We start from the raw sequence: 21,139 nt of genomic DNA on the forward strand, positions 1-21,139 counted from the left end.
TTTATTTATTTTCTATATTCAGTAATCCTTCTTCGTACAGTTCATCCAGTGCCCGTGTCATTGCCATTGGGAAAGTTATGCTGACATCACCGATAACCGTGGCAATATCACTTTCATCCTTTACCTTGCCCCAGGATTTTGCTTCACTTGTATTGGCACCGGACATGCTCCCTGAAGTGCGGTGGGCCGTGGTCATGTATACAGCGTATTCAGCTCCTCCGTTGAGCAATGTAGCCAGTATTGCATGGTGTTTGGATATTGAACCGCCTAAAGCGATTACTCCTTTCCTGTCATCATAGCTGGTGGTAAGGAGAATGTTGCCGAAATCTTTCACGACGTCAACTATGAAATCCGGGTTTTCCTGCTGGAAAAGATACAGGTGGAATCCGAAGGCACCATCAGTTATGGCGGGACAGAAAACAGGTACATCATTCTTTGCTGCCTGGTAGAGGATTGAGTTCTGGTCATCCAAAAGCAGGCCGATTTCCCGCAACATCTCTGATACAGACCATCTTTTTTGCTTTGCGTAGAGTTTACTGAGAATATCCGTGATCATATCCTCGAAATTCATGTAACTTTGATTCCGGATCAGGAGATTCCCGATTCTGTTAATTCCTCTCTCATGGAGTTCCACATCGTCGGTATTGAAGTTGCCGATGGAGAAAACTTCCCCGGTAGCCTTCATTATATCTTCTTCAAGTCCCCCGACTGTTGTAACAAGTACATCTGCAATTCCCAATTCGATGAGCTGGGCAAAAAATCCTCTCAACCCGGAAGTAACCATGTTAGAGGTAAATGTAAGGAATACCTTTGCAGAATCCTTTTTCATCTTGACTATTACTTCGGATGCCCGATGCAGTTCTACACTCTGAAAACCCACATTCTCATAGGAATTAACGAGTTCTGACACCCTCATGTCTTTTTTCCAGTGGAGATCCTTTACCTGAACCATTGTATATCACGACTTTTAGGAAACAATTCATGTTCTTATTCACTTAAAAAGTTGTTCGGCATTTGTGTACGGGCGATAAATATATATTTATAGATTCTCTACTTAACTTTCGCATAACCTAATATAATATGTATTCTAATTTTCCTCTAGCAGTGGGTCATTTATGTATACCGAGAGAACCGAAGAATATCTTGAAACCATACAGGGCTTGATCAATCGCACCAGTTCCCCGGCCAAGAACAAGGATATAGCAAAGGAACTTGAAATTTCTCCGGCAACAGTTACTGAAATGATACAGCGCCTCTCGGATGAAGGCCTTGTGACTCATGCTCCTTATCGTGGGGTTGAATTGACCGAATCCGGAATAATGCAGGCCAACAATCTACAGCGAAAACATCTGGTTCTCAAGAACTTTTTCACCAGGGTACTTGATATAAATGAAGAAGTAGCGGACCAGGAAGCCTGTGCGCTCGAACATGTTATGTCAGATGTTGTACTTGAAAGAATGTGTTCTTATCTGGCAGAAAAAGGTCTTTGCAATATTTCTGAAACCACTCTGCCTTCTAAATGTAGTTTGAGCAGGGAACATTATATTTCTCTTGTAGAAATGAATGAAAAGACTAAAGGAAAAGTGGTGATGGTTGCCCTGCCAAAAGAGACCAAGGATAGGCTCACTTCGCTGGGGATGGTTGCAGGTGAGGATATTGAAATCAAAAGAAAACAAAAACAGGGTTGTATTTCTATAATTACCAAGGGGACTGAAATAGCTCTGGGAAATGAAGTGGCAGAGAAAATTTTTGTAAAACCTGCAGAAAATGACCACATTCATCGGAGACGTGGTAAACATTCCTGATTCTTGCTGCGGGGCAGCCGAAAAACGCATGCATGACGGCGATCATGACATGACAATAGCCTTTGTTGGCAATCCCAGTGTAGGTAAAAGTGCTTTTTTTTCCAGGGTCACCGGTGTGGGTGTCATGGTTTCCAATTATCCGGGAACCACTGTGGAAATGACACGCGGGACTGTAAAGGTTGGCCAGAAAAAAATAGATATCGTTGATTTGCCGGGTATTTATTCACTGGGTACTTCCACAGAGGATGAACGGGTCTCAAAGGAATACCTGCTGCGTGAATATCCCGATGTGATCGTAAATGTGGTGGATGCAACAAGACTGGAACGTAACCTGTATCTTACCCTCCAGATACTGGAACTCGGTGTACCCATAGTAATTGCCCTAAATCAGCTGGATGCCGCCAGGGAAATGGGTATTGATATTGACGCCCCTAAATTATCCCAGATACTTGGTGTGCCGGTTGTACCTACTGTTGCCACCAAGGGAATCGGACTTGATGAGGTCCTGAAAGAAGCAGTTGATCCATCCCTTTCACCAGCAGGGCGAATTCGTGTTCACTATGATAATCATATAACTAACGCTATCAATGATCTTGGTGCGGATTTTCCGGATACTGCCTCTGTAATAAAATTGCGTGCCCTTGAAAATGACACTGATTTTGTACGCATGTGCTGCAGACCCCACGAAGCAGACCTGCTTTTATCAAAAGCTTCAGAAATGGCTTCAGAGATCGAAGATGCCCACAATATGGCTATTTCAGATACAATGGCAAGAGACCTCTATGGGGAAGCCGGCCAGATTACAGACTCGGTCCAGTCAATTGTAGAAAAAGATACTTCTCTAAAGCATCGTATTGATGACATGCTCACATCTGAATATGTGGGTGTTGTGGGTCTTGCAGCAGCCCTTTTACTTACTTTCCTTCTGGTTTTCAGGATTGGAGGATTCCTGGAAGAGGGAATCGTCCATCTTTTTGAAACCTACTTGATAGCTCCGGTTGATGCGGAGCTTGCAACAAGCAACCCCCTTGTGCGCAATGTGATCATCTATTCCCTGCTGGGCATAGAAGCTGGATTTGCCATTGCAATTCCCTACATAGGGATTTTTTATATTATTCTCTCCATTTTCGAGGATTCGGGATACCTGACCCGCGCAGCTTTCCTGCTGGATAACCTGACTCACAGGATGGGATTGCATGGCAGGGCAGTGATTCCCCTGGTACTGGGATTGGGTTGTAATGTACCGGCAATCATGGCTACCCGTGCATTGAATACTTTGAGAGAGAGGCGTATCGCTTCGGTTCTCATATCTCTTATCCCCTGCTCTGCAAGGACTGTTATTATTCTGGGACTTGTAGGCACTTTTGTAGGTTATTGGGCTGCAGTATCAATCTATGTGCTGGAAATCTTTATAATTTTCATTACCGGCTGGATACTTGGTAGGGGTCTTCCCGGGGAGCGGACCGGTTTTATTATGGAAATGGGTCCTCTGAGGCATCCTGATGTTGTGTCCACTCTTAAAAAGACGTGGCTTAGGATACGTGAGTTCATCTACATCGCTTTCCCCCTTCTGATAGTGGGGAGTGCATTACTGGGTGGGCTGGATACTCTGGGTATTCTGGATATTTTTGAGAATGCCGTATCTCCTATATCTGTAGGGATTCTGGGCCTGCCTGCTTTTGCTGCCACAGCACTTGTATTCGGTATCCTGCGCAAAGAAATGGCGCTTGAGATTCTGGCGGTGCTTGCGGGTACTGCTAATTTTGCAATGGTATTGACGCCTCTGCAGATGTACGTGTTTGCTGTAATTACAACAATATATATTCCATGTGTTGCAACCATTGCAATACTTAAACATGAGCTGGGCACAAGGGATACTGTTATGATTTCCACATTTACGATACTCCTGGCATTCACAGTGGGTGCAGTAATCTACCAAATAGGAATGCTCTTGTAAAATAGGTAAAAATCGACAGGTTTTTAAAAACAATCAACGGTGTTAACTTTAATGACACGCATCACTGATTCCCGCAAAAGAAATGCAATATCTGTTTTACAAGATATTTTTGAAATGAACAATATGAGAGAACCTGTGGGAGAAGAGGTAGATTCATTGCTCGAAACCATGGGCACACATGCCAGTCTCGTAGAGGGCGATGTTTTATTAAAGGAAGATTTTAGTGATACAGTCACCGATTTGCCACTGAGGGCCAATGAAGGAAGGTAATTTTACCAGTCAGGTGCGAGATTGAGTAATTCTACTATATCCCGCAGGATGTCTGGATCAAACTCATCATCTATCCTGTAGTCACTTATTATATGGCCTTCCAGGCTGATTCCGTCCACGTAACCGTACCAGTAGATAACCATTCCACTGCCGTATAATTCTTCATAGCGGGAAAACTGCTTTTTGATATAGGTCTGATGATCGGTTTCGTTACCAAATACGGCTTTGCTTTCGATCCAGTTTACCTGCTGTCCCTGGATCTTAACAGGATCAGGAAGGAAAAAATCAGGTGTCTTTTCTGCACTTTGCTTTCTCAATTCTTCTTCGGTTAGATATTCGATATTTCTGTATTCAAGCCACCTGGCTACAATCATTTCCCCTAATATTCCTTTCCTGGCCTGAAAAGAGTGGGCTTCAGGTGAAAAATAGAGATCTGTTTCAAGGGCTTCCTTTATTTCAGCTGCCAGCCGGTTGTCTTCTATCTCATCCAGATGGTTGAATACGTATTTTTTGGACATCCCCATCTCTTTTAGCAGTGTTGTGGCTATAAGTGTAGGGGGGAATTTGTATTCCTCTGAAAGTTGAATTATACTGCTTCCGCCTTTCCATTTTTTGAGCAGTAAAGCACTTTTATTCTGGATTATATAATGTTTTTTCTTGACGTGATCGATAATCTTCTGGTGCAGGATGGAAGCGACTACGCCTACGGGCTGGCAGTAATCCAGGGCCAGTTTTTCGAAATCTGAAGCATCCGTGACGCTTCGGTGTATCTCATTGTATTCAGTTTTGTCCATCCTTGTTCCCCTTCAGGAGACATTTGTCGCACTGCCTGGTCACACAGTACCTTTTAGCATACTCTACTATCAGAGCGTGGTATTCCTTATATATTTCTACATCTTTTGAAATATTTTTTTCAAATATTTCCTGCAGCTGGTGATAATTGCCCTCAATTCCTATACACCGCATTATTCTGGTTGTATATGCATCAATTACAAAACAGGGTTTTCCGGCAGCATATAACAGGATGCTATCTGCGGTTTCAGGTCCGATACCCTTTAATTCAAGTAAACGCCTGCGTAGTTTTTCTGCTGGAAGTGAGAAAAGTACTTCTTCACCGTGATGATAAAAAAAGTTTGATATTCCTTTTAATCTGATGGCTTTTTGTCTGTAAAATCCGGTACATCTGACATCCTCTTCAAGTTCCTGCAGATCCATCTCTGCCAGTTTGCCGGCCTCAAGCATATTTTTCTGTTTGAGGTTATCGATAGCTTTTTCCACATTAGTCCATTTTGTCTGCTGTGTAAGCATTGCTCCAACGATAACTTCAAAAGGGGTCTCAGCAGGCCACCACTGCTGTGAACCAAATTCCCTGATGAGTGTGTCATAGATAGATTGCAGCATCTCTGCGTGCATATTATCTGCTTTATCTGTCGGACCAGAACTCTTCTTCATAATCATCTGGAAGGTCAAGTTCCATTGCTTTGTCTATACTTTTCCTCTTTCTTTCTGTGGATGTCTCTCTGGTTTTTTCTTTTGTGGGAGCCTTATTGCTCTCTGGTTGTGGGATTTCCTCAGTGGGTTCTCTGGAATCTACCGGTGGTTCTGTCCTGTCCCTGAGTTTTTCCTTCACACGTTGAGCATATTCATCCACTACAGATTCGGAACTCTTTCTCATTTTTGTGGTCTGATTATACCCAACGGAACAGTTTTCATCACCGGTGCGCCAATCCACATGGTAGAGGTGACACTTTCTTTTCTTGCACACCTGTGTCCCATCAATGGGACAGATTTCCGGCAAAGACATACATTACACTCCTCATATAGGTGAATATTAGAGGCTTTTAAGGGTATCGGCTATCAGGGGGGCTACCGATATAATGCTCTGTGGTTTTTCAAGGGTATCAGTGGATATTATCTCCTTGACGCCAGCATTGTAAAGACGCACCACAGCATTGCGTGCAAGTACCGGGTGTATACAGGCAACATATATGTCTGCTGCACCCTGTTCTTTAAGCATAAGGATGGATTCTGCCATGGTACCACCGGTTGCGATCATGTCGTCCAGCAGTATCAGGTCCCTTCCGCTCACATCAATCTCTTTTTCAGCAATCGTTACACTTTCTCCGCTATGCCTTGTTTTTTCAAGTTGTTCGTAGGGAATGCCTATATCTGCAGATGCACTTTTTGCAAGTTCGAGGGCACCGGCATCCGGGGATATTATGAGTGGATCTGTCAGGTTCAGGGAACGTATATGATTCCCGATTAAGTGTGAAGCGTCAAGGTCAAAGGAATCGGCATTGAAATGCTCAAGTATGCTTCTCTCATGTATGTTTACCGTGAAAACCCTGTCAGTATTAATGGTTCTGGCAATTGCACGTGCACTGACCGGTTCTCCCCGGTTGAAGACTTTGTCCTGTCTGGCATATCCCATATAGGGTATTACAACGTTGATGGTTGGTGCTTCTTCACAAGCATCTATTAATTGTAGCAGGGCTACATAATCGCTATCTGTAGGTGTACTCTGTATTATAGTAACATCATCGATGCTGTCATCCTTGATGCGGGTATACAGTTCCCCGTCAGGGAATCTTTTATAGTCGCATATTGTGGGAGGCGTATTGAGTTGCTGTGCCACTTTAGAGGCAAGCAATTGGGAAGCTGGTCCGGCTATTATTTTCACATCATTCCCTCGCTTTTTTGATAATGGCTATGAATGTATTGGTTACTTATAAGAATTGGGTATCAGCTTTCTTTCTCTTTATGGATTACCTCAATATCAGTAATCCGGGTATGGGGATAGTTTCCGGTTTCATCCTTCTCAAGTGCTTTGACCATGTCCCATATTGCAAGGAGGGCACAGCTTACGCCTGTAATTGCTTCCATTTCCACGCCGGTCTGTCCCCTGGATTTGACGGATAGGTCAACAGTAATCCTGTCTTTGCATATCTCAAAATCCATGTCAATACCGGTTATTGGGATCTGGTGACACATAGGAATGAGCTCCGGAGTCTTTTTGACAGCCATTATGGCTGCAATGCGGGCGGTGGCCAGTACATTGCCCTTTTCGACATCTCCCTTTTGTATTTCTCCAATAGTTTCTTTACAAAGGAATATACTGCCCCGGGCAAGAGCAGTGCGTTTCACTTGACTTTTTTCGGAAACGTCGACCATATGGACATGGCCATCTTTGATGTGAGTGAATTCTCCCACGCATTCGCCTCATTTAATCTATTCTGAGATTCTGGCGCTGCTCATAATCCTCAAGTTTTTCCCCGAGAGCTTTGTGGAGTTTCCGGGCTTCACCAATACTTAATTTGATGATTTCTTCATCTTCTCCGTGGCTGATTATAACTCGAAGCCTGTTCCTTTCAATATCCACTACAATATTCCTGTCTTTTGTGTGCGTCATTTAATTCACCTTTCATTGTTTCATAATGTCTGTAATATGTTCGATCACATCTGTTGCCAGTAATCCATACCCCTTTTTTGCAAAAGCAACATCTCCTGCCTCTCCATTTACAAATGCCCCGCAGCAAGCTGCATTAAACGCATCCGTGCGACAGAACAGGGCGCCCACGATTCCTGCAAGCACATCTCCTGTGCCGCCAACGGACATACCTGCATTTCCGCTATAGTTTTGTCTTATGTATCTGCCATCAGAAATTATATCGGTTTTTCCCTTAAGGGCGGTTATAATTTTATTTTCCCGGGAAAAATCCTGTAACATTTTGGCTCTTGCAGGCAGTTCTTTTTCAACTTCCTTTTCTGTGAGCCTGGCTAATTCCCCGGAATGGGGTGTAAGTATCATTTCACAATTTTCTGGAGGGGGCAGTTGTAATTTATTGAGGGCATCTGCGTCCACAACAACTTTGTTGCATAGGGGAAGGATCTGGTTTACTGCCTGGCGTATTGCTTCTTCGTTACCCAGCCCCATCCCGATAACCACCACATCGTGTGCATGAATAAGGTCTTTTAGGATTTCAATATCGTTTGTATGCAGAATGTCAGAGGATAATTTCCTGACAATTAGGTTGGGGGAAAATGAGGCAATTGTATCCGACACATTTGCCGGGGAGGCAATGGTAACGATGTCTGCACCAGTGCGCAGGGCGGCCATTGCTGAAAGGGCTGGTGCTCCGTAGTATCGCCCTCCTCCAATGATAAGTACCCTGCCTGACTGTCCTTTATGTGAATCAATATGTCTTTTGAGCAGAGGTTCCAGGTCCCCTCTGTTTACAGTGTCTTCTGCGTCCCTGCAAATGCCGATATTGATGATTTCGACATCTCCTGTAAATTCGCCCTGGTTTTCGAGTCCGGTTTTCATTCTGTGAAATGTAAGGGTTGTATCTGCCATGACAGTATTCTCACCCTCCCCAGTAGCAGGATCGAGACCTGAGGGCGTGTCTACTGCAACCACATAGGAGTTACCGGTATTTATGGCATCTATCAATGTAGCTTCAGGTTCCCTGATATGTCCCCGGATTCCCGTGCCAAGCAGGCCATCTACAATGACATCCGCTTCTTTGAACCATTGGAAAACATCGGATTGTGTGGAATCCGTAATTTCAGTCAGGTCATTTATACCACAATGTTTCAATAAATTGAAATTTTCCAATGCGTCATTTGTTCTTATGCCGGTTGCTTTCCCCGCCAGGATTACCCTTACTCCAATATTACCATAATAACTTAGATGGCGGGCGGCAACAAATGCATCGCCGCCATTATTTCCCCTTCCTGCCACAATCAATACATTGTTGTGAACATCCAGGGATAACACCTTACGTGCAATCGCAGCTCCTGCATTTTCCATAAGCTGTATTCCTTTCAATCCCAGATGTGTGCAGTTTGTATCTATGGCTTTCATTCTGTCAGGTGTAATTGATTGCATTCTTTCCCCTGTTCTTTATTGTTCTTCTGAGTTAATGAAATTTCTGCTGTTTTACCTTTTATTCACCATTTTGAAACGAAAATGTCTTAATAGTTAGGGATATTTCATCTTCTAAAGGGAGGTATATTCTCATTCCCACCGCACCAAAAGAAAATGAACCCGAAAGGACACGTTTTAAGCCTACCTATCTGATACTCGGAAGTGGGAGTATTGGTTTTGCCACAGCAAAGTCATTGAGGGAATTAGGAAAAGACCTTATCATAGTAGATAAAGACCCACAAAAAGTTGAAACCCTGCGTGAGGAAGCCTATGAGGCGATAGTGGGTGATATTTCGGAGATTGAAACTCTACGTGGCCTTCAGACCAAAAAACTCTCCGGTGTATTGATTGTCAGTTCAGACAACGAGGCCAATAAACAGGCTCTCAGGAATGTGAAAAAACATTTCCGTCCTTCTTTATACTGTGTTGCAAGGGCATCAGATGTAATTAATCTGCAGGAAATGGAAGAAATTGGTGCGGATTTTGTGTTCATGCCATCCCGGATAGTATCAAAATCCCTTTCAAGATCTCTTGAACGTGCTGAATCTGTGCGAATTGGTAACCAGCTTTCCCAGTGGTTCAGCAAAAATACTGGCAAAAGCCTTGCTGTAGTGGTTCATGACAACCCTGACCCCGATGCTATAGCAGGTGCCCTGGCCCTTAAACTCATGGCCGAAAATTATGGTCTGCATCCCACGATTCTCTATAATGGTGAAATAGGCCATCAGGAGAACAAGGCATTTGTAAACCTGCTGGGTATCAATCTTGAGCATATGGAAGGTCGGGATATATCTGAATTCGATGAGATTGCTCTTGTCGATTGTGCGGTGCCAGGGTCAAACAATATGCTTCCAGAAGGAACACATATTGGTGTGGTAATAGATCACCATCCTGTGGGTGATGCTGAAATAGATGCTGATTTTATTGATGTTCGCCCCAATGTGGGGGCTTCGGCTACTATAATGACCAAGTACCTGCAGGAATTGAATATAGAAATCAGCAGTGAAATAGCCACAGCTCTACTGTATGGAATTCGTACCGATACGCTGGATTTTAAGCGCAACACCGATCCCAATGACCTTTCAGCAGCTTCTTTCCTTTATCCGATGGCCGACCATGAAGTTCTGGATCAGCTTGAAAGGCCGTCAATGTCCATCGAAACCCTCGATGTACTGGGTCAGGCTATCAAGAACCGGCAGGTTGTTGGTAGCTATCTATTATCCAATGTGGGAAACATCCGGGACAGGGATGCCCTTCCCCAGGCAGCCGATTACTTACTCAATCTTGAGGGTATATTTACCACAATAGTTTTTGGTGTAAGTGATGAAGTTATCTATGTCTCAGGACGCAGCAATGACATCCGTGTCAATCTGGGTGCCATACTGAAAAAGGCCTTTGGTGAGGGTTTTGCCGGTGGCCATTCCACATCTGCAGGTGCACAGATAGCTCTGGGTGTTTTCAGTGGCATAAAGGACCGTCAGACTTTATTGAAACTTGTGGATGAGGCAGTCGTTAAGAAATTCCTCAAGGCCGTCGGGGTAGAGGAAGTAGATGAATAAGATCTAAATGAAGGAAAAAGAATATCGTTCACTTATTTTAAAGGATTTGGAAAAGCAGGTAATGGACTCTATTTCCATATCTCTTCATGATCTTGCCGTGGAAATAGTCCATACCGGTTTCAGATGCAGTGGATGTGGCAGATGCTGCAAGTTTTCCACAGGAGACAATAGTGTACTCCTAACCTATTTTGATATTGATAATTTGAAAAAAAGCGGCAATATAAATGCTATTGAACCGACGGTAGCAGAAGAGGATATGTTTCTGGCAGATACTGAAGGTAATGTGCATACATTCGGCTGGAGGCTTAAAAGGAAAACAAACGGAGAGTGTGTCTTCCTGGGGGAGGGCGGATGTACCATATATCCATTCAGGCCCCTTCTCTGCAGAACCTATCCTTTCTATATCGCAGAAGGCAAGCTGGAAATTTCTGAATGCAAGGGCGAGGGCGGGATTTTACCGCTTTATCATGCACGCAGGCTTGCAAATGAAGTGTTACAACGTTATATTATTGAACTTCGGGATACCATTATGACATACAGGCATTTTAAAGAGGGTCCATTATTTCTGGCTTCCCAACCTGCTTCTGATTATAAGTTGATTTTACATGATAGCAGGGGCAAATTGATACTCGATGACAAATGATTCTATCGATTGGTTTATTTATTATATCACACATTATTTTTGCTGATTATCATGTCTGCCAATGACTCTCATCCAATGACCATTTCAGAAAAGATATTTTCCCGCGCCTCGGGCAAGGAAGTCAAAGCCGGGGACTTTGTCCTTGCAAATATTGACCTTGCAATGACCCATGACATCACCGGTCCACTGGCTGTTGATGGTTTCTATGAAATCATGGAAGGCAAGGAAGAGAAAAAAGTGTGGGACCCCAGCAAGATTGTAATCCTGTTTGATCATCAGGTCCCGGCTGATTCTCTCCATGCAGCAAAGAATCACATTATGCTGCGTGAGTTTGCACAGGAACAGAATATTCTCAATTATGATGTTTATGAAGGGGTATGTCATCAGGTGGTGCCAGAAAAGGGACATGTGAAACCAGGTGACCTTGTAGTAGGTTCCGATTCACATACATGTGCCTATGGTTCACTGGGGGCTTTTTCCACCGGCGTGGGCTCTACGGATATGGCAGCGGTACTTGCTTCTGGCAAACTCTGGTTCCGTGTTCCCCAGACCATTCGCTTTGAAGTTGAAGGAAAACTGCCCGAGAGGGTTTATTCCAAGGATCTCATCCTTCACCTGATAGGGGATGTGGGTGTTGAAGGTGCAAGATACATGGCTGCAGAATATGCAGGCTCGACAGTACGTTCCCTTTCTATCTCTGAAAGGATGACCATGTCCAATATGGCCATAGAAATGGGAGGAAAGGCAGGCATCATTGAACCGGATGAGGTTACCGAAAAATACCTGCAGGAAAGGATTCCCGGATATAAACTTGATCCCTACTGGGCTTCCGATGACGGTGCAGACTATCTGGATGTCCGTCACTACGATGTATCGAACCTGGAACCACAGCTTGCGTGTCCTCATAATGTTGACAATGTAAAACCTGTTTCAGAAGTAGAAGGAACAAAAGTGGATCAGGTATTTGTGGGCTCCTGTACCAACGGCAGGTTCGAAGACCTTGAAATTGTTGCCAATATGATGGGTGATGAACCCGTTGCAGATGGCGTCAGGCTGCTGATTATACCTGCTTCAAGGACTGAATACATGAAAGCCCTCAGGGCCGGATATATAGAACAGTTCATGGAAGCCGGTGCAATTGTGGAATCTGCATGTTGTGGACCGTGTATGGGTGGCTCGTTCGGCCTTCTGGGTGACGGTGAAGTTGGCCTGGCAACCTCTAACAGGAACTTCCGTGGCAGGGAAGGAAGTGCTGAATCCTTTGTTTATCTGGGCTCTCCTGCGACAGCTGCAGCTGCTGCACTGACAGGTGAAATTACAGATCCAAGAAAAATATAAGTAAGCAGTAGACGGGAGACCACAAAAAATATATTTATCAATGTTAATTGGATGACAAGACGTTGGCTGAAAAGCTTAAAGGTATCCCGTCATATTGGTTTTTCTTCCAACGTCATCCTATTTATTTTTGGACAAGATATTTTATTACGTCTACCGGGCTCAGTATCCCGATTGGCCTGTATGACGCACCGACTTGATCCTCTGACATTACTATCAGACGATGTATGTGCTTTTCAGCCATCTGTTTTGCCGCATCCTTTAGTTTCATACCAGGACTTACGGTTTCAACAGATGATGCCATCAAATCTTCTATTGAGGCAATTTCCCAGTTTTTGTCTCCGAGCCTGGAGAGAATATCCATTTCGGAAACAAATCCAAAGGTTTCACCATTTTCGTCAACTGCTACAACAGCAGAAACATCACGATTTGCCATTGTTTCTGCTACCTCTGCTGCGGTTGCATCCATTGGCACTGTAACCACTCCTCTGCTCATTGCATCTTTTACCTGCATATTTTCCCCTATCATTTTATGACTCCTTGGAAAGGTATCATTTACCTCTTCCTCATTTAATTTATTTTTTGCAGGCATATATAGGCATTGGCCATTGAAGAAGGGAAAATCATATAATATCATATATCCTTTGGAAAACCTGTATTCCTTTCTTCAGGGAGTGATTACCAATGAGTTCAATTTCAATTTTAGAAGATGTATATGATGTTATAGAAGATCGCAAAGAAAACGCAGTTGAGGGTTCTTATGTATGCTCTCTTTTGAAGCACAATAAAGGGATGGATAAGATTCTGGAAAAGATAGGTGAAGAATCCACAGAAGTAATCCTTGCCGCAAAAAATGGACAGAAAGACAGGATTATTGAGGAATCCTGCGATTTGTTTTTCCACATGCTGGTTATGCTTTCAGCCAACAATATTACCCTGGATGAGATATCTGCTGAGATGAAAGGCAGACGTCATTGATATTTTAGTAAACAGCAAGTTCGTGCAGTACATCGGTTTTTGATAACAGTCCTGCCGGCTCGTCGTTGAGTGTCACCACAAGTCTTCCGATATCGTGCTTGTTGAACATCTGGACTGCATCACTGAGGGAAGAATTCCCGTTAATGGTGATAAGGTCCTTTGTCATAATATCTTTAACTTTGAGGGTCATTTTTCCGCTCGCAAGAGCTTCTCCTATATCTGTGAATGTCACAATCCCGGTCATCTTGCCGTTATCTTCCACGGGGGCACCGTGTATATTGTTGCTTACCAGTATTCTGGCAGCTTCCTGAATTGTTGAATTGACACTCACATAAATTGGCTGGTGAGTTATGTAATGTTTGACGGATTTTTTGGGTAGCGAAACCATTTCGTTTATTGAGAATAGAAGGGAATTTTCGGTATCATCCCTGCCTACGATTTCCCCACGAACTGTCAGCCTGTTTACAGGTGTCGGCCCTACCTGCACCTGGTCTCCTTCGAGGAAACTGCGGACATTGCCTATTACTTTAATCCTGCCATTGCAAAGGTCGGGATGCCTGACTGTTGTGAATATAATCTCAGCAGCTGTAGCTCCCTGTACAAGTTCCCCGTTACGATAGATGGGCACAATTGCCTCGTGTTCCATGGATGTGACGCAAAGGGCTTCATAGGCGGTACCCGTTGCACGGTATCCTCCCTTTGGACCGGGGACTCCTTCTACAAGTCCCAGCATTTTCAGGGACTGCATCTGGTTTCGGACTGTCCCTGGATTGCGGTCGATCAGATCGGCGATCTCTTCCCCTTTAACGGCCGAATCTTTCTGGCGCTGTAAATTTATCAATGCAATTAGTATTTCTTTCTGAATTGGAGTAAGTTCCATGATGACCACCGTTTTATAACAAGAAATAATCAAAAGCTGTATTTATAAATAGTGTTTTTGCAGAATAAAGACTATATATCTTACTTGTGTTTGTCGCAATCGGAAGGTAATCGTATCATGATATTTGAGAAGATTAGTACAGTACCTACAGAAGATGAACTTGTGGACAAGGCTTTCAGGCGGGCCAGTCGTGCAAATGCAGGTAAGGAGAGAGGAGGTAGGGAAGCTGCTCTGAAAGCAGATGAATCAATGGTACTTACTGCAGGTAACATCCTGACAGATAATCTCTCCAACATTGTGAGGAGGTTCCCCAGCTTTGAAACCATACCACCTTTTTATTATGAAATAGCCCAGATTCTTGTAGATGTCGACAGAATGAGGCAATCTTTATCCCGGCTTGACTGGGCATCTTATAAGATCCATGATCTCTCCAGGGAATATGTCCAGAAAATGAGGGGTGCCCCTTCATCACCACAGGTGCGAAGAGAAGCTTTTGGCCGGATGGCTTCCGTTATTTCATCCATCAAGAAAGATCTTTTGTATCTGAATGAAGCCCGCAACAAGCTTCGCAAGCTTCCGGATGTGAGGGAAGAACCCACAATAGTTGTGGCGGGTTATCCCAATGTGGGTAAGTCGAGTTTTGTGGCTGCTGTCACCGATGCAAGACCAGAGGTTGCTTCATATCCCTTTACAACCAAGGGTGTTACGATCGGTCACTTTATGCGAGGATATAACCGTTATCAGGTGATCGATACTCCTGGTCTGCTCGATCGCCCTATGTCGGATCGCAACGAAGTGGAGATGCAGGCTATCACTGCTCTGAAATATCTTGATGCAGTGGTAATTTTCATCCTTGATCCCAGCGAAACCTGTGGCTATGAAATGTCCCAACAGGTAAAATTGCTTGATGATGTACGGGATAATTTTGGATTGCCTGTGCTGGTCGCTGCAAACAAACTGGACCTTTGTGAAAACAACACGTTTAAAGTGGATATTGAAATGTCCACTCTCTCCGGTGAAGGAATAGATGAGGCGCTTTCGTTGTTACTCGAGCGCCTGGAAGAATAATTTAAAGTATTTCTTCCATAATTTTCATTGCTTTTTTTATGTTTTGCATGGAGGTGGCGTATGATATGCGCATATGTCCTGCTCCACCTTCACCAAATGCTTCACCCGGCACGACCACTACTCCATTTGCGATAAGTTGCTGGGCATATTCAGGTTCGACCTCGGGGAATGCATAAAATGCACCTGCGGGCTTGTGGCATTTGATACCCATCCCATTGAGCCCTTCTATGAGCACATCCCTGCGTTTTTTAAATTCTTCGCGCATATGCACAACCGGGTCAAGTGGTCCCTGAATGGCAGCAAGGGCAGCCCTCTGGGAAATGGAACATGCACACGCCTGTACATATTGATGAACTTTTAACATTTGCTGGATATATTCTGAAGAAGCAGTTACGTACCCCAGTCTCCAGCCGGTCATCGAATAGGTCTTTGATGTTGCATTCACGGTAATTACATTGTCAGAATATTGGGCGGGGCTGACATGTTCTCCTTCATAGATAAAATGCTCATAGACCTCATCAGAAATCAGTGTAAGGTCATAGTCATCTGCAATCTCGGCAAATCCTTTCATATCCTTTTTAGTCTGGACGGCCCCTGTGGGATTGGAAGGAGAATTCACGATAAAAGCTTTGGTTTTTGACGTGATCTTTTCCATCACGTCTTCAGGTTGCATTCTCAGGTCATCGGATAGAGGCACACCGATTCCTTTTCCTCCCATGATTCCTGCAAGAGATGAGTATGATACGAAACCCGGATTTGCAAGAAGAACCTCATCACCCGGGTTTACCAGTGATGCAAGTGCAATTTCCAGGGCCTCTGAGGCACCGGATGTTACTATTATGTCATCCGGTGTAGTGGCAATTGCATTTTCTTCCTGGAATTTTTTGCACAGTGCTTCCCTGAGTTCTATGATGCCGGGCCCCAGGGTATACCCTGTAAATCCTTCATTTATGGCATCTATAGCACCCTTTTTTACATGTTCGGGTGTGTCAAAATCCGGCTGGCCCAATCCAAGATTGATGGCATCTGACCCGGCCGCTTCGAATATCTTACGGATGCCGGATATATCAATGTCCTGTACTCTCTGTGAGAATTTCCCGGCAAACATGTTTCACTCCAGTTTGGCGTGGCGCGATTTAAGATCCGCTTCTGATGCACCTGTGATAAAGATCAATTCTGCAACAAGGGCATCAAGGAAGACAAGGGAAGAAATTTCAAAGGAAGTTCCCAGGGGTGTGAGGTGGGAATATTCTCCTCTCATGTGTCTTTCAAGATAGCCGCCCGCGTCTTCCTTGCTGCGTCCATGTATTTCCAGGGTTGCATCTGATATATGGCCAAGTGTGGAATCCTTGTTTGAGGTTACTGTTATCAGGGTTGCTCCGATATCCTTTGCAATTCTTCCCAGGTCTGATACTGAGCGTGTTTCTCCTGATCCGGAAATGGCAATAACTACATCGTTTTTGTGTACTGCAGGGGTTGTAGATTCTCCTACAACATAACTTGTAAATCCCAGGTGCATAAGGCGCATAGCAAAAGCTTTTCCAACAAGACCGGATCTCCCTGCTCCCATTATAAAAATGGAATCTGCACCCATTATGTACTCAATGGTTTTCTTGATACTCTTCCTGTCGAGCCTCTGTGCTATGTTCTTTATTTGATCGGCCATTAATTCCATGGATAATGTGAGGTGTTCACATTCATTACAGGTATTCATTCTCTTTATTTCTCCTGTTTTTCTTTATTGTTATCCTTGTAATTTATGTTTTTTACTTTCCAGTCATCAATTTCTTCGAGATGTTCAGTTAATCGGGTGATGTCTGAATCATCCCCGTTCCAGTATATATCTATTTTTACATCTCTCTGCTGCAATTTTCTGACTATGTGTTCTGCAAAAAAGAAAAGGGCCTTTTTGTTATAGAAGGGTATGTGGAATGTAGCCCTGTAACCACCTTCACATTTAGCATAGGATACCAATACATATCCATGGCTTTCATATTCTGTTATTTTCTCAAAAGGACAAACAATCTCCACTTCATGGACAGCGGATTTATCAATCCGGGAAATCGAAATAAGGATTCTCCCAACCACGACTTCAGGAGTCTGCCTGCCAAACCACACCGATATTTTTCCATAGGTACAAATGACATTGACGTCGTCTCTTCCCATTTCATAAGACGAAAGGGACTGGTTGCTGGTATTTTCCTTAATGTCTCTTTCTATGGATTCCATAGGTTAAACAACACTTATTTGTTTGAGGATACCAATGCTGTAATCATATCCCTGTCTTTCTTGAGGGTCTTGAGCTGATCGGCCGGACCAATAAGGGTCAGTCTGCCTTTTGGGCCTTTGTTGAAAAGTTTTCCCAGAAAAGACTTGGTTTCGTGGGCTGGATATGTCTCCATTTCTATACCTGAGAATTCATCAGGTGCTATTTGTGTCATTGTCATCTCGATAAGGTTGGCTTCTTCCTCAGGACTGAGTCCTCTTTCCAGTACAAGGATTTTGCCGTTTTTGACTTCATCAATGATGAAACGAACCTTTTCCACAGGGCTCATCCTTGCAAGACGATCCTCTGAAAGTAAATCCATTTGAATACCCTGCATTTCAAATCACCCAAATCTCTTTGCAATTTCCTCATAAAGAGTATCAATGTTCTTTCCTTCAAGGGCAGATATGGCAACGAGTGGATGCTGGGGGAATGCTTCCCTTATTGTTGAAGGTGATGAATCTTCACGATCGATCTTGTTGGCAGCGATTAAGAGCGGAAGGCCACGAGCTTCCATATTTCCGATGACTGTGACATTTACCTGGGTAAACGGGTCTTCGGTTGCATCCATTACAAGGATTATACCGTCAAGGTTTTCCAGCCATTTGACCGCTTCAATAACCCCTTCAGTGGCTTCCTTTGCTCTGCGTTTAGATTCTGCTTCACTCATCCCCTGCTCCATGAATTCATGGAAATCTATCTTTGTGGCAAGACCGGGAGTATCTATGATATCAAGTGATAATGAATTACCATTGCCTTTGATTGTTACTCCTTCTCTTCTCCTGGCACGGCGTGTCTCATGCGCAACATTGGATACTGAACCCATGGCATCTCCTGTCCAGTCACGTAGTATGCGATTTGCAAGGGTGGTCTTTCCTGCATTTGGGGGTCCATAAATGCCAATCCTTGCACTTTTTTTATTGAGCAGTTTCTTCAGGAGACCTGTGAAGTTTCTTTTTAATGATCTTATTACTCCCATCTATTTCCTCCATTTATGATGTGGGAATTGTCCTCTTGATTTCTGATATTATCATTATATAAATAAGCGTCTGTTTTTCAATTCAGGCACTTTCCTCTGTAGTAGCGATGGCCATATTTATAGCAGTCTCAGCGATATTAGTGCCGTATTCTGCTGTCCTCTCTATACTATCGGCCACAGTTCCCAGTCCGACTACAGTCCCTACATCTTTTAGCTTCATAAAGGATGCATTGAGTTTGTCAACATCGGTTTTTATGTGCTGTATGTTCTCAATGGTTTTATTCGCCAGTTTCACATCACAACCATAGAGGGCATCAATTGCCTTTTCAACAGTGTTGCGTGCCTCCTCGCTCGCCTTTTCGATAGGCTCCATTATTTCTTCGGGAACAGGTCCTTGCAGTTTTCTGGTAACTCCTGCGATTCTGTGGGCATGGTCTGCAATCCTTTCCAGGGAACTTGCAACAAGTCGGAAATCATGATATTCATCAATAGATGTCTCTGTAGTATCGGCAAGCCGTGTTCCTCTGAACAGAGAGCGGAACTGTTTTGAGATAAGTAAAAACAATCTGTCCACTTCATCATCCCTGAGCATCACATCAAGTGCAAGGTCTTTTTCACCGGTCTTGAGAGACTGTATGGCGTCCTTGTGCATTGAAGTGGAAATCAGGTACATTCTGCGGATACTTTTTTTAATGGAAACTTCTTCAGGGTTGAGTAGATCCTGTATGAGGACACCTTTGGATGTTTCCTCGATGATTTCAGGGCCGATTAATTTGTGGCAGACCTCTCGTATTATTTTTTTCTGTTCGGCAAGTATTCTTGGGGATACAAGTTCGATAAGGTCATAACCGGCAACATAGGCGGCAATTATGTTACGTATCAGCCCTTCTCCCTTGTAATTGGTGATTTCCATCTTACGTTTTTTGGGTTTTGTTGTGGTGTCCAGAGTGGCTATATTAAGGGATCCATCGGGCTGGTTTCTGACGGATACTCTGGAGCCTGCTTCAACTCCCATTCTCTGTGCCCAGGGTTTTGGGAGGGAAATAATGTATGTAGAACCTCCGGTTTGCTGTACTTTTCTTGTTTCTATATCCATCCCTCGATTAATTCGTCATCACTATATATGCGTATATAGATGGATTCCTTGTATATATGTCCATCGTATATAATTTTCATTAAATAGCTTCTCTGTACCCGTATTTTCCAATAAGGGGTACAAAAATAACGCCGCCGAGGTTTTCCTCACTGAAGGTTCCATCACCAATTTTGTGGACAAGAATCAGGTTTTGCATGTATTTGCCAACCGGTATCACCATAATTCCGCCCGCTGAAAGTTGCTCTTTGAGAGGTTGAGGGATAGATGGAGCTGCGGAGGTTACGCACATACGTTCATATGGAGCCTGTGGGGGATAACCGAGGGTGCCGTCGGATTCGATGACAGTAACATTGGTGTAACCCGCCCTTTTAAGGTTACTTTCGGCAAATTGTTTTAAAAAAGGGATTCTTTCAATGCTGTATATGTGTCCTTCTTTGCCTACCATTTCGGCCATAACAGCAGCATTATAACCGGAACCGGTTCCGATCTCAAGAATCTTCATGCCCTCTTCTATTTTCAGGACATCACACATTATGGCTACCATATGAGGTGCTGAAATCGTTTGCCTGTTCCCTATAGGTAAGGGAGAATCAATATATGCAGAGTCTTTAAGATTTTTGGTAACAAAAAGGTGCCTGGGAACTTTACCCATAGCTTCAAGCACCTGTTTTCCGATTCCTTCTTCTTTGATCTGGTTTACCAGTTCCTTACGTTTCTCTTCATACTCCAAGCGGTCCTGCCCCCTCCCCAGCCTTTCTTATAGGCCACCCTGCCGAAGATTCTTTTTATATATTTGGCCTCTACTTTGTCTCCCCTTTTAAACCTGAATTTTCCTCCACGTATCTTTATTCTTGTGATCCTGAAGCGCTCTCCCCCAGCTTCGTATTCCAGGCCGACTTCATAAATTTCTTCTCCGGATACTCTTTTTGTATGGGGATTGGTATTTCCTATGGATTGTACTGATATTTTGACATCGACTTCATCAATAGCACGTGCCCAGATGGTTTCAACATCTGCAATCTTTGCGTATTCTTCACGTTTTGTAGATGTTTCGATGGAGGTGATCTGTATGGGGTATACATCTTCACCGTTCTGGTCCTCCACAACCAATTCTTCGTTTGTTGTGATGACCTGTGTCTCTTCAAAAAGTGCATTTGTCTTGAATGATTCATCCCCTCGACTGATTACTAATCTTACGGCGATGGTCTTCTCTGTCTCGATCTCTGTGGGATGTACATCACCGCAAACCTGACACCGGACAAGCATGTTCTGTCCATCCTTCAGTATGTCGTGCCACACGAATTCCTGTGGTGAGCATGCAGGGCATGTGGTCTCGATCTCTTCACTCATAATCGCCAGTTAGGTTTGAGGATATA

At 43.8% G+C, this 21,139-nt stretch carries 26 protein-coding genes; 8 read left to right on the forward strand and 18 right to left on the reverse strand.

The window, feature by feature from the left end:
* Position 1: 1 nt before the first annotated feature.
* A complete protein-coding gene (locus BKM01_RS00310; protein ID WP_072361488.1) occupies positions 2 to 952 on the reverse strand; it encodes a deoxyhypusine synthase family protein in 951 nt (316 codons plus the stop codon).
* A 163-nt stretch (positions 953 to 1,115) separates the two neighbouring features.
* Here BKM01_RS00310 and BKM01_RS00315 point away from each other — a divergent pair, with 163 nt between their 5' ends.
* The 3 genes from BKM01_RS00315 to BKM01_RS00325 are packed head-to-tail and all read left to right on the forward strand — an operon-like array spanning position 1,116 to position 4,032.
* A complete protein-coding gene (locus tag BKM01_RS00315; RefSeq protein ID WP_072361485.1) occupies positions 1,116 to 1,805 on the forward strand; it encodes a metal-dependent transcriptional regulator in 690 nt (229 codons plus the stop codon).
* Positions 1,768 to 3,762: a ferrous iron transport protein B gene (feoB, locus tag BKM01_RS00320; RefSeq protein ID WP_327078533.1), complete on the forward strand. Its 1,995-nt coding sequence runs from the start codon at positions 1,768 to 1,770 to the stop codon at positions 3,760 to 3,762. Before BKM01_RS00315 ends, feoB begins: the two co-directional genes overlap by 38 nt.
* A 51-nt stretch (positions 3,763 to 3,813) precedes the next feature.
* Positions 3,814 to 4,032 carry a hypothetical protein gene (locus BKM01_RS00325; protein ID WP_072361482.1) on the forward strand — a complete coding sequence of 73 codons (219 nt, stop codon included), beginning with the start codon at positions 3,814 to 3,816 and terminating at the stop codon, positions 4,030 to 4,032.
* Positions 4,033 to 4,034: 2 nt separating this feature from the next.
* Here BKM01_RS00325 and BKM01_RS00330 read toward each other — a convergent pair whose 3' ends face one another.
* The 7 genes from BKM01_RS00330 to BKM01_RS00360 all read right to left on the reverse strand — a co-directional run bounded on the left by BKM01_RS00330 (position 4,035) and on the right by BKM01_RS00360 (position 8,920).
* Entirely contained in the window at positions 4,035 to 4,826 is a 792-nt protein-coding gene (locus BKM01_RS00330; RefSeq protein ID WP_072361478.1) for a C15orf41 family protein, read from the reverse strand.
* Positions 4,813 to 5,445: an endonuclease III domain-containing protein gene (locus BKM01_RS00335; RefSeq protein ID WP_084006339.1), complete on the reverse strand. Its 633-nt coding sequence runs from the start codon at positions 5,443 to 5,445 to the stop codon at positions 4,813 to 4,815. Before BKM01_RS00335 ends, BKM01_RS00330 begins: the two co-directional genes overlap by 14 nt.
* A gap of 10 nt (positions 5,446 to 5,455) precedes the next feature.
* On the reverse strand, positions 5,456 to 5,836 hold the full coding sequence (locus BKM01_RS00340) for a hypothetical protein (RefSeq protein WP_072361475.1): 381 nt from the start codon (positions 5,834 to 5,836) through the stop codon (positions 5,456 to 5,458).
* Between the two features lie 27 nt (positions 5,837 to 5,863).
* Positions 5,864 to 6,712 (reverse strand): ribose-phosphate diphosphokinase, encoded by an 849-nt coding sequence (locus tag BKM01_RS00345; protein WP_072361471.1) that lies wholly within the window; start codon positions 6,710 to 6,712, stop codon positions 5,864 to 5,866.
* Between the two features lie 62 nt (positions 6,713 to 6,774).
* Entirely contained in the window at positions 6,775 to 7,242 is a 468-nt protein-coding gene (gene moaC / locus BKM01_RS00350) for a cyclic pyranopterin monophosphate synthase MoaC (protein WP_072361468.1), read from the reverse strand.
* Between the two features lie 13 nt (positions 7,243 to 7,255).
* Complete coding sequence (locus tag BKM01_RS00355) at positions 7,256 to 7,441, reverse strand: hypothetical protein (RefSeq protein WP_072361465.1); 186 nt, start codon at positions 7,439 to 7,441, stop codon at positions 7,256 to 7,258.
* Positions 7,442 to 7,453: 12 nt separating this feature from the next.
* Positions 7,454 to 8,920: a bifunctional ADP-dependent NAD(P)H-hydrate dehydratase/NAD(P)H-hydrate epimerase gene (locus tag BKM01_RS00360; RefSeq protein WP_072361462.1), complete on the reverse strand. Its 1,467-nt coding sequence runs from the start codon at positions 8,918 to 8,920 to the stop codon at positions 7,454 to 7,456.
* A 188-nt stretch (positions 8,921 to 9,108) separates the two neighbouring features.
* Here BKM01_RS00360 and BKM01_RS00365 point away from each other — a divergent pair, with 188 nt between their 5' ends.
* From BKM01_RS00365 to BKM01_RS00375, 3 genes are read left to right on the forward strand one after another with little or no spacing between them, the layout of a single operon-like run.
* Entirely contained in the window at positions 9,109 to 10,518 is a 1,410-nt protein-coding gene (locus BKM01_RS00365) for a DHH family phosphoesterase (RefSeq protein WP_084006338.1), read from the forward strand.
* Positions 10,519 to 10,525: 7 nt separating this feature from the next.
* Positions 10,526 to 11,161, forward strand: a complete 636-nt coding sequence (locus tag BKM01_RS00370) for a YkgJ family cysteine cluster protein (protein WP_072361455.1) — start codon at positions 10,526 to 10,528, stop codon at positions 11,159 to 11,161.
* Between the two features lie 51 nt (positions 11,162 to 11,212).
* Positions 11,213 to 12,499, forward strand: coding sequence for a 3-isopropylmalate dehydratase large subunit (locus BKM01_RS00375; protein ID WP_233125724.1), 1,287 nt, complete (start codon positions 11,213 to 11,215; stop codon positions 12,497 to 12,499).
* Between the two features lie 121 nt (positions 12,500 to 12,620).
* Here BKM01_RS00375 and BKM01_RS00380 read toward each other — a convergent pair whose 3' ends face one another.
* Entirely contained in the window at positions 12,621 to 13,010 is a 390-nt protein-coding gene (locus tag BKM01_RS00380) for a CBS domain-containing protein (RefSeq protein ID WP_233125723.1), read from the reverse strand.
* A gap of 170 nt (positions 13,011 to 13,180) precedes the next feature.
* Between BKM01_RS00380 and BKM01_RS00385 the strand changes: the two genes are divergently transcribed.
* Positions 13,181 to 13,474 carry a phosphoribosyl-ATP diphosphatase gene (locus BKM01_RS00385; protein WP_072361452.1) on the forward strand — a complete coding sequence of 98 codons (294 nt, stop codon included), beginning with the start codon at positions 13,181 to 13,183 and terminating at the stop codon, positions 13,472 to 13,474.
* 4 nt (positions 13,475 to 13,478) lie between these two features.
* On the opposite strand, the gene BKM01_RS00390 is transcribed toward BKM01_RS00385, so the two are convergent.
* Complete coding sequence (locus tag BKM01_RS00390; protein WP_072361448.1) at positions 13,479 to 14,354, reverse strand: CBS domain-containing protein; 876 nt, start codon at positions 14,352 to 14,354, stop codon at positions 13,479 to 13,481.
* Between the two features lie 117 nt (positions 14,355 to 14,471).
* Between BKM01_RS00390 and BKM01_RS00395 the strand changes: the two genes are divergently transcribed.
* A complete protein-coding gene (locus BKM01_RS00395) occupies positions 14,472 to 15,422 on the forward strand; it encodes an NOG1 family protein (protein ID WP_072361443.1) in 951 nt (316 codons plus the stop codon).
* A gap of 1 nt (position 15,423) precedes the next feature.
* Here the strand turns inward: BKM01_RS00395 and BKM01_RS00400 are convergent, their stop codons facing one another.
* The 8 genes from BKM01_RS00400 to BKM01_RS00435 form a co-directional block, all read right to left on the reverse strand.
* Positions 15,424 to 16,530 (reverse strand): pyridoxal phosphate-dependent aminotransferase, encoded by a 1,107-nt coding sequence (locus BKM01_RS00400; protein ID WP_072361439.1) that lies wholly within the window; start codon positions 16,528 to 16,530, stop codon positions 15,424 to 15,426.
* A gap of 3 nt (positions 16,531 to 16,533) precedes the next feature.
* Positions 16,534 to 17,136 carry a 6-phospho-3-hexuloisomerase gene (gene hxlB, locus BKM01_RS00405; protein WP_072361436.1) on the reverse strand — a complete coding sequence of 201 codons (603 nt, stop codon included), beginning with the start codon at positions 17,134 to 17,136 and terminating at the stop codon, positions 16,534 to 16,536.
* Positions 17,137 to 17,141: 5 nt separating this feature from the next.
* A complete protein-coding gene (locus tag BKM01_RS00410; protein ID WP_072361433.1) occupies positions 17,142 to 17,651 on the reverse strand; it encodes a hypothetical protein in 510 nt (169 codons plus the stop codon).
* A gap of 14 nt (positions 17,652 to 17,665) precedes the next feature.
* A complete protein-coding gene (locus tag BKM01_RS00415) occupies positions 17,666 to 18,025 on the reverse strand; it encodes a DUF2073 domain-containing protein (RefSeq protein ID WP_072361430.1) in 360 nt (119 codons plus the stop codon).
* Positions 18,026 to 18,031: 6 nt separating this feature from the next.
* A complete protein-coding gene (locus BKM01_RS00420; RefSeq protein ID WP_072361427.1) occupies positions 18,032 to 18,667 on the reverse strand; it encodes an Era-like GTP-binding protein in 636 nt (211 codons plus the stop codon).
* A gap of 82 nt (positions 18,668 to 18,749) precedes the next feature.
* Positions 18,750 to 19,763, reverse strand: a complete 1,014-nt coding sequence (locus tag BKM01_RS00425) for a phosphate uptake regulator PhoU (RefSeq protein WP_072361424.1) — start codon at positions 19,761 to 19,763, stop codon at positions 18,750 to 18,752.
* 79 nt (positions 19,764 to 19,842) lie between these two features.
* A complete protein-coding gene (locus BKM01_RS00430) occupies positions 19,843 to 20,493 on the reverse strand; it encodes a protein-L-isoaspartate O-methyltransferase (protein WP_072361421.1) in 651 nt (216 codons plus the stop codon).
* Positions 20,460 to 21,113: an HVO_0476 family zinc finger protein gene (locus BKM01_RS00435; protein ID WP_072361419.1), complete on the reverse strand. Its 654-nt coding sequence runs from the start codon at positions 21,111 to 21,113 to the stop codon at positions 20,460 to 20,462. The genes BKM01_RS00430 and BKM01_RS00435 overlap by 34 nt, the downstream gene beginning before the upstream one ends.
* Between the last annotated feature and the right edge of the window lie 26 nt (positions 21,114 to 21,139).

It is taken from the genome of Methanohalophilus portucalensis (genome assembly GCF_002761295.1).
Lineage (GTDB): Archaea > Halobacteriota > Methanosarcinia > Methanosarcinales > Methanosarcinaceae > Methanohalophilus > Methanohalophilus portucalensis.

What these genes read in the sequence shown, in the direction of transcription:
- BKM01_RS00310 (WP_072361488.1), bottom strand. Translation starts at nt 952, where the DNA reads ATGGTTCAGGTAAAGGATCTCCACTGGAAAAAAGACATGAGGGTGTCA.
- BKM01_RS00315 (WP_072361485.1), top strand. Translation starts at nt 1,116, where the DNA reads ATGTATACCGAGAGAACCGAAGAATATCTTGAAACCATACAGGGCTTG.
- feoB (WP_327078533.1), top strand. Translation starts at nt 1,768, where the DNA reads ATGACCACATTCATCGGAGACGTGGTAAACATTCCTGATTCTTGCTGC.
- BKM01_RS00325 (WP_072361482.1), top strand. Translation starts at nt 3,814, where the DNA reads ATGACACGCATCACTGATTCCCGCAAAAGAAATGCAATATCTGTTTTA.
- BKM01_RS00330 (WP_072361478.1), bottom strand. Translation starts at nt 4,826, where the DNA reads ATGGACAAAACTGAATACAATGAGATACACCGAAGCGTCACGGATGCT.
- BKM01_RS00335 (WP_084006339.1), bottom strand. Translation starts at nt 5,445, where the DNA reads ATGCACGCAGAGATGCTGCAATCTATCTATGACACACTCATCAGGGAA.
- BKM01_RS00340 (WP_072361475.1), bottom strand. Translation starts at nt 5,836, where the DNA reads ATGTCTTTGCCGGAAATCTGTCCCATTGATGGGACACAGGTGTGCAAG.
- BKM01_RS00355 (WP_072361465.1), bottom strand. Translation starts at nt 7,441, where the DNA reads ATGACGCACACAAAAGACAGGAATATTGTAGTGGATATTGAAAGGAAC.
- BKM01_RS00360 (WP_072361462.1), bottom strand. Translation starts at nt 8,920, where the DNA reads ATGCAATCAATTACACCTGACAGAATGAAAGCCATAGATACAAACTGC.
- BKM01_RS00370 (WP_072361455.1), top strand. Translation starts at nt 10,526, where the DNA reads ATGAAGGAAAAAGAATATCGTTCACTTATTTTAAAGGATTTGGAAAAG.
- BKM01_RS00375 (WP_233125724.1), top strand. Translation starts at nt 11,213, where the DNA reads ATGTCTGCCAATGACTCTCATCCAATGACCATTTCAGAAAAGATATTT.
- BKM01_RS00380 (WP_233125723.1), bottom strand. Translation starts at nt 13,010, where the DNA reads ATGCAGGTAAAAGATGCAATGAGCAGAGGAGTGGTTACAGTGCCAATG.
- BKM01_RS00385 (WP_072361452.1), top strand. Translation starts at nt 13,181, where the DNA reads ATGAGTTCAATTTCAATTTTAGAAGATGTATATGATGTTATAGAAGAT.
- BKM01_RS00390 (WP_072361448.1), bottom strand. Translation starts at nt 14,354, where the DNA reads ATGGAACTTACTCCAATTCAGAAAGAAATACTAATTGCATTGATAAAT.
- BKM01_RS00395 (WP_072361443.1), top strand. Translation starts at nt 14,472, where the DNA reads ATGATATTTGAGAAGATTAGTACAGTACCTACAGAAGATGAACTTGTG.
- BKM01_RS00400 (WP_072361439.1), bottom strand. Translation starts at nt 16,530, where the DNA reads ATGTTTGCCGGGAAATTCTCACAGAGAGTACAGGACATTGATATATCC.
- hxlB (WP_072361436.1), bottom strand. Translation starts at nt 17,136, where the DNA reads ATGAATACCTGTAATGAATGTGAACACCTCACATTATCCATGGAATTA.
- BKM01_RS00410 (WP_072361433.1), bottom strand. Translation starts at nt 17,651, where the DNA reads ATGGAATCCATAGAAAGAGACATTAAGGAAAATACCAGCAACCAGTCC.
- BKM01_RS00415 (WP_072361430.1), bottom strand. Translation starts at nt 18,025, where the DNA reads ATGCAGGGTATTCAAATGGATTTACTTTCAGAGGATCGTCTTGCAAGG.
- BKM01_RS00420 (WP_072361427.1), bottom strand. Translation starts at nt 18,667, where the DNA reads ATGGGAGTAATAAGATCATTAAAAAGAAACTTCACAGGTCTCCTGAAG.
- BKM01_RS00425 (WP_072361424.1), bottom strand. Translation starts at nt 19,763, where the DNA reads ATGGATATAGAAACAAGAAAAGTACAGCAAACCGGAGGTTCTACATAC.
- BKM01_RS00435 (WP_072361419.1), bottom strand. Translation starts at nt 21,113, where the DNA reads ATGAGTGAAGAGATCGAGACCACATGCCCTGCATGCTCACCACAGGAA.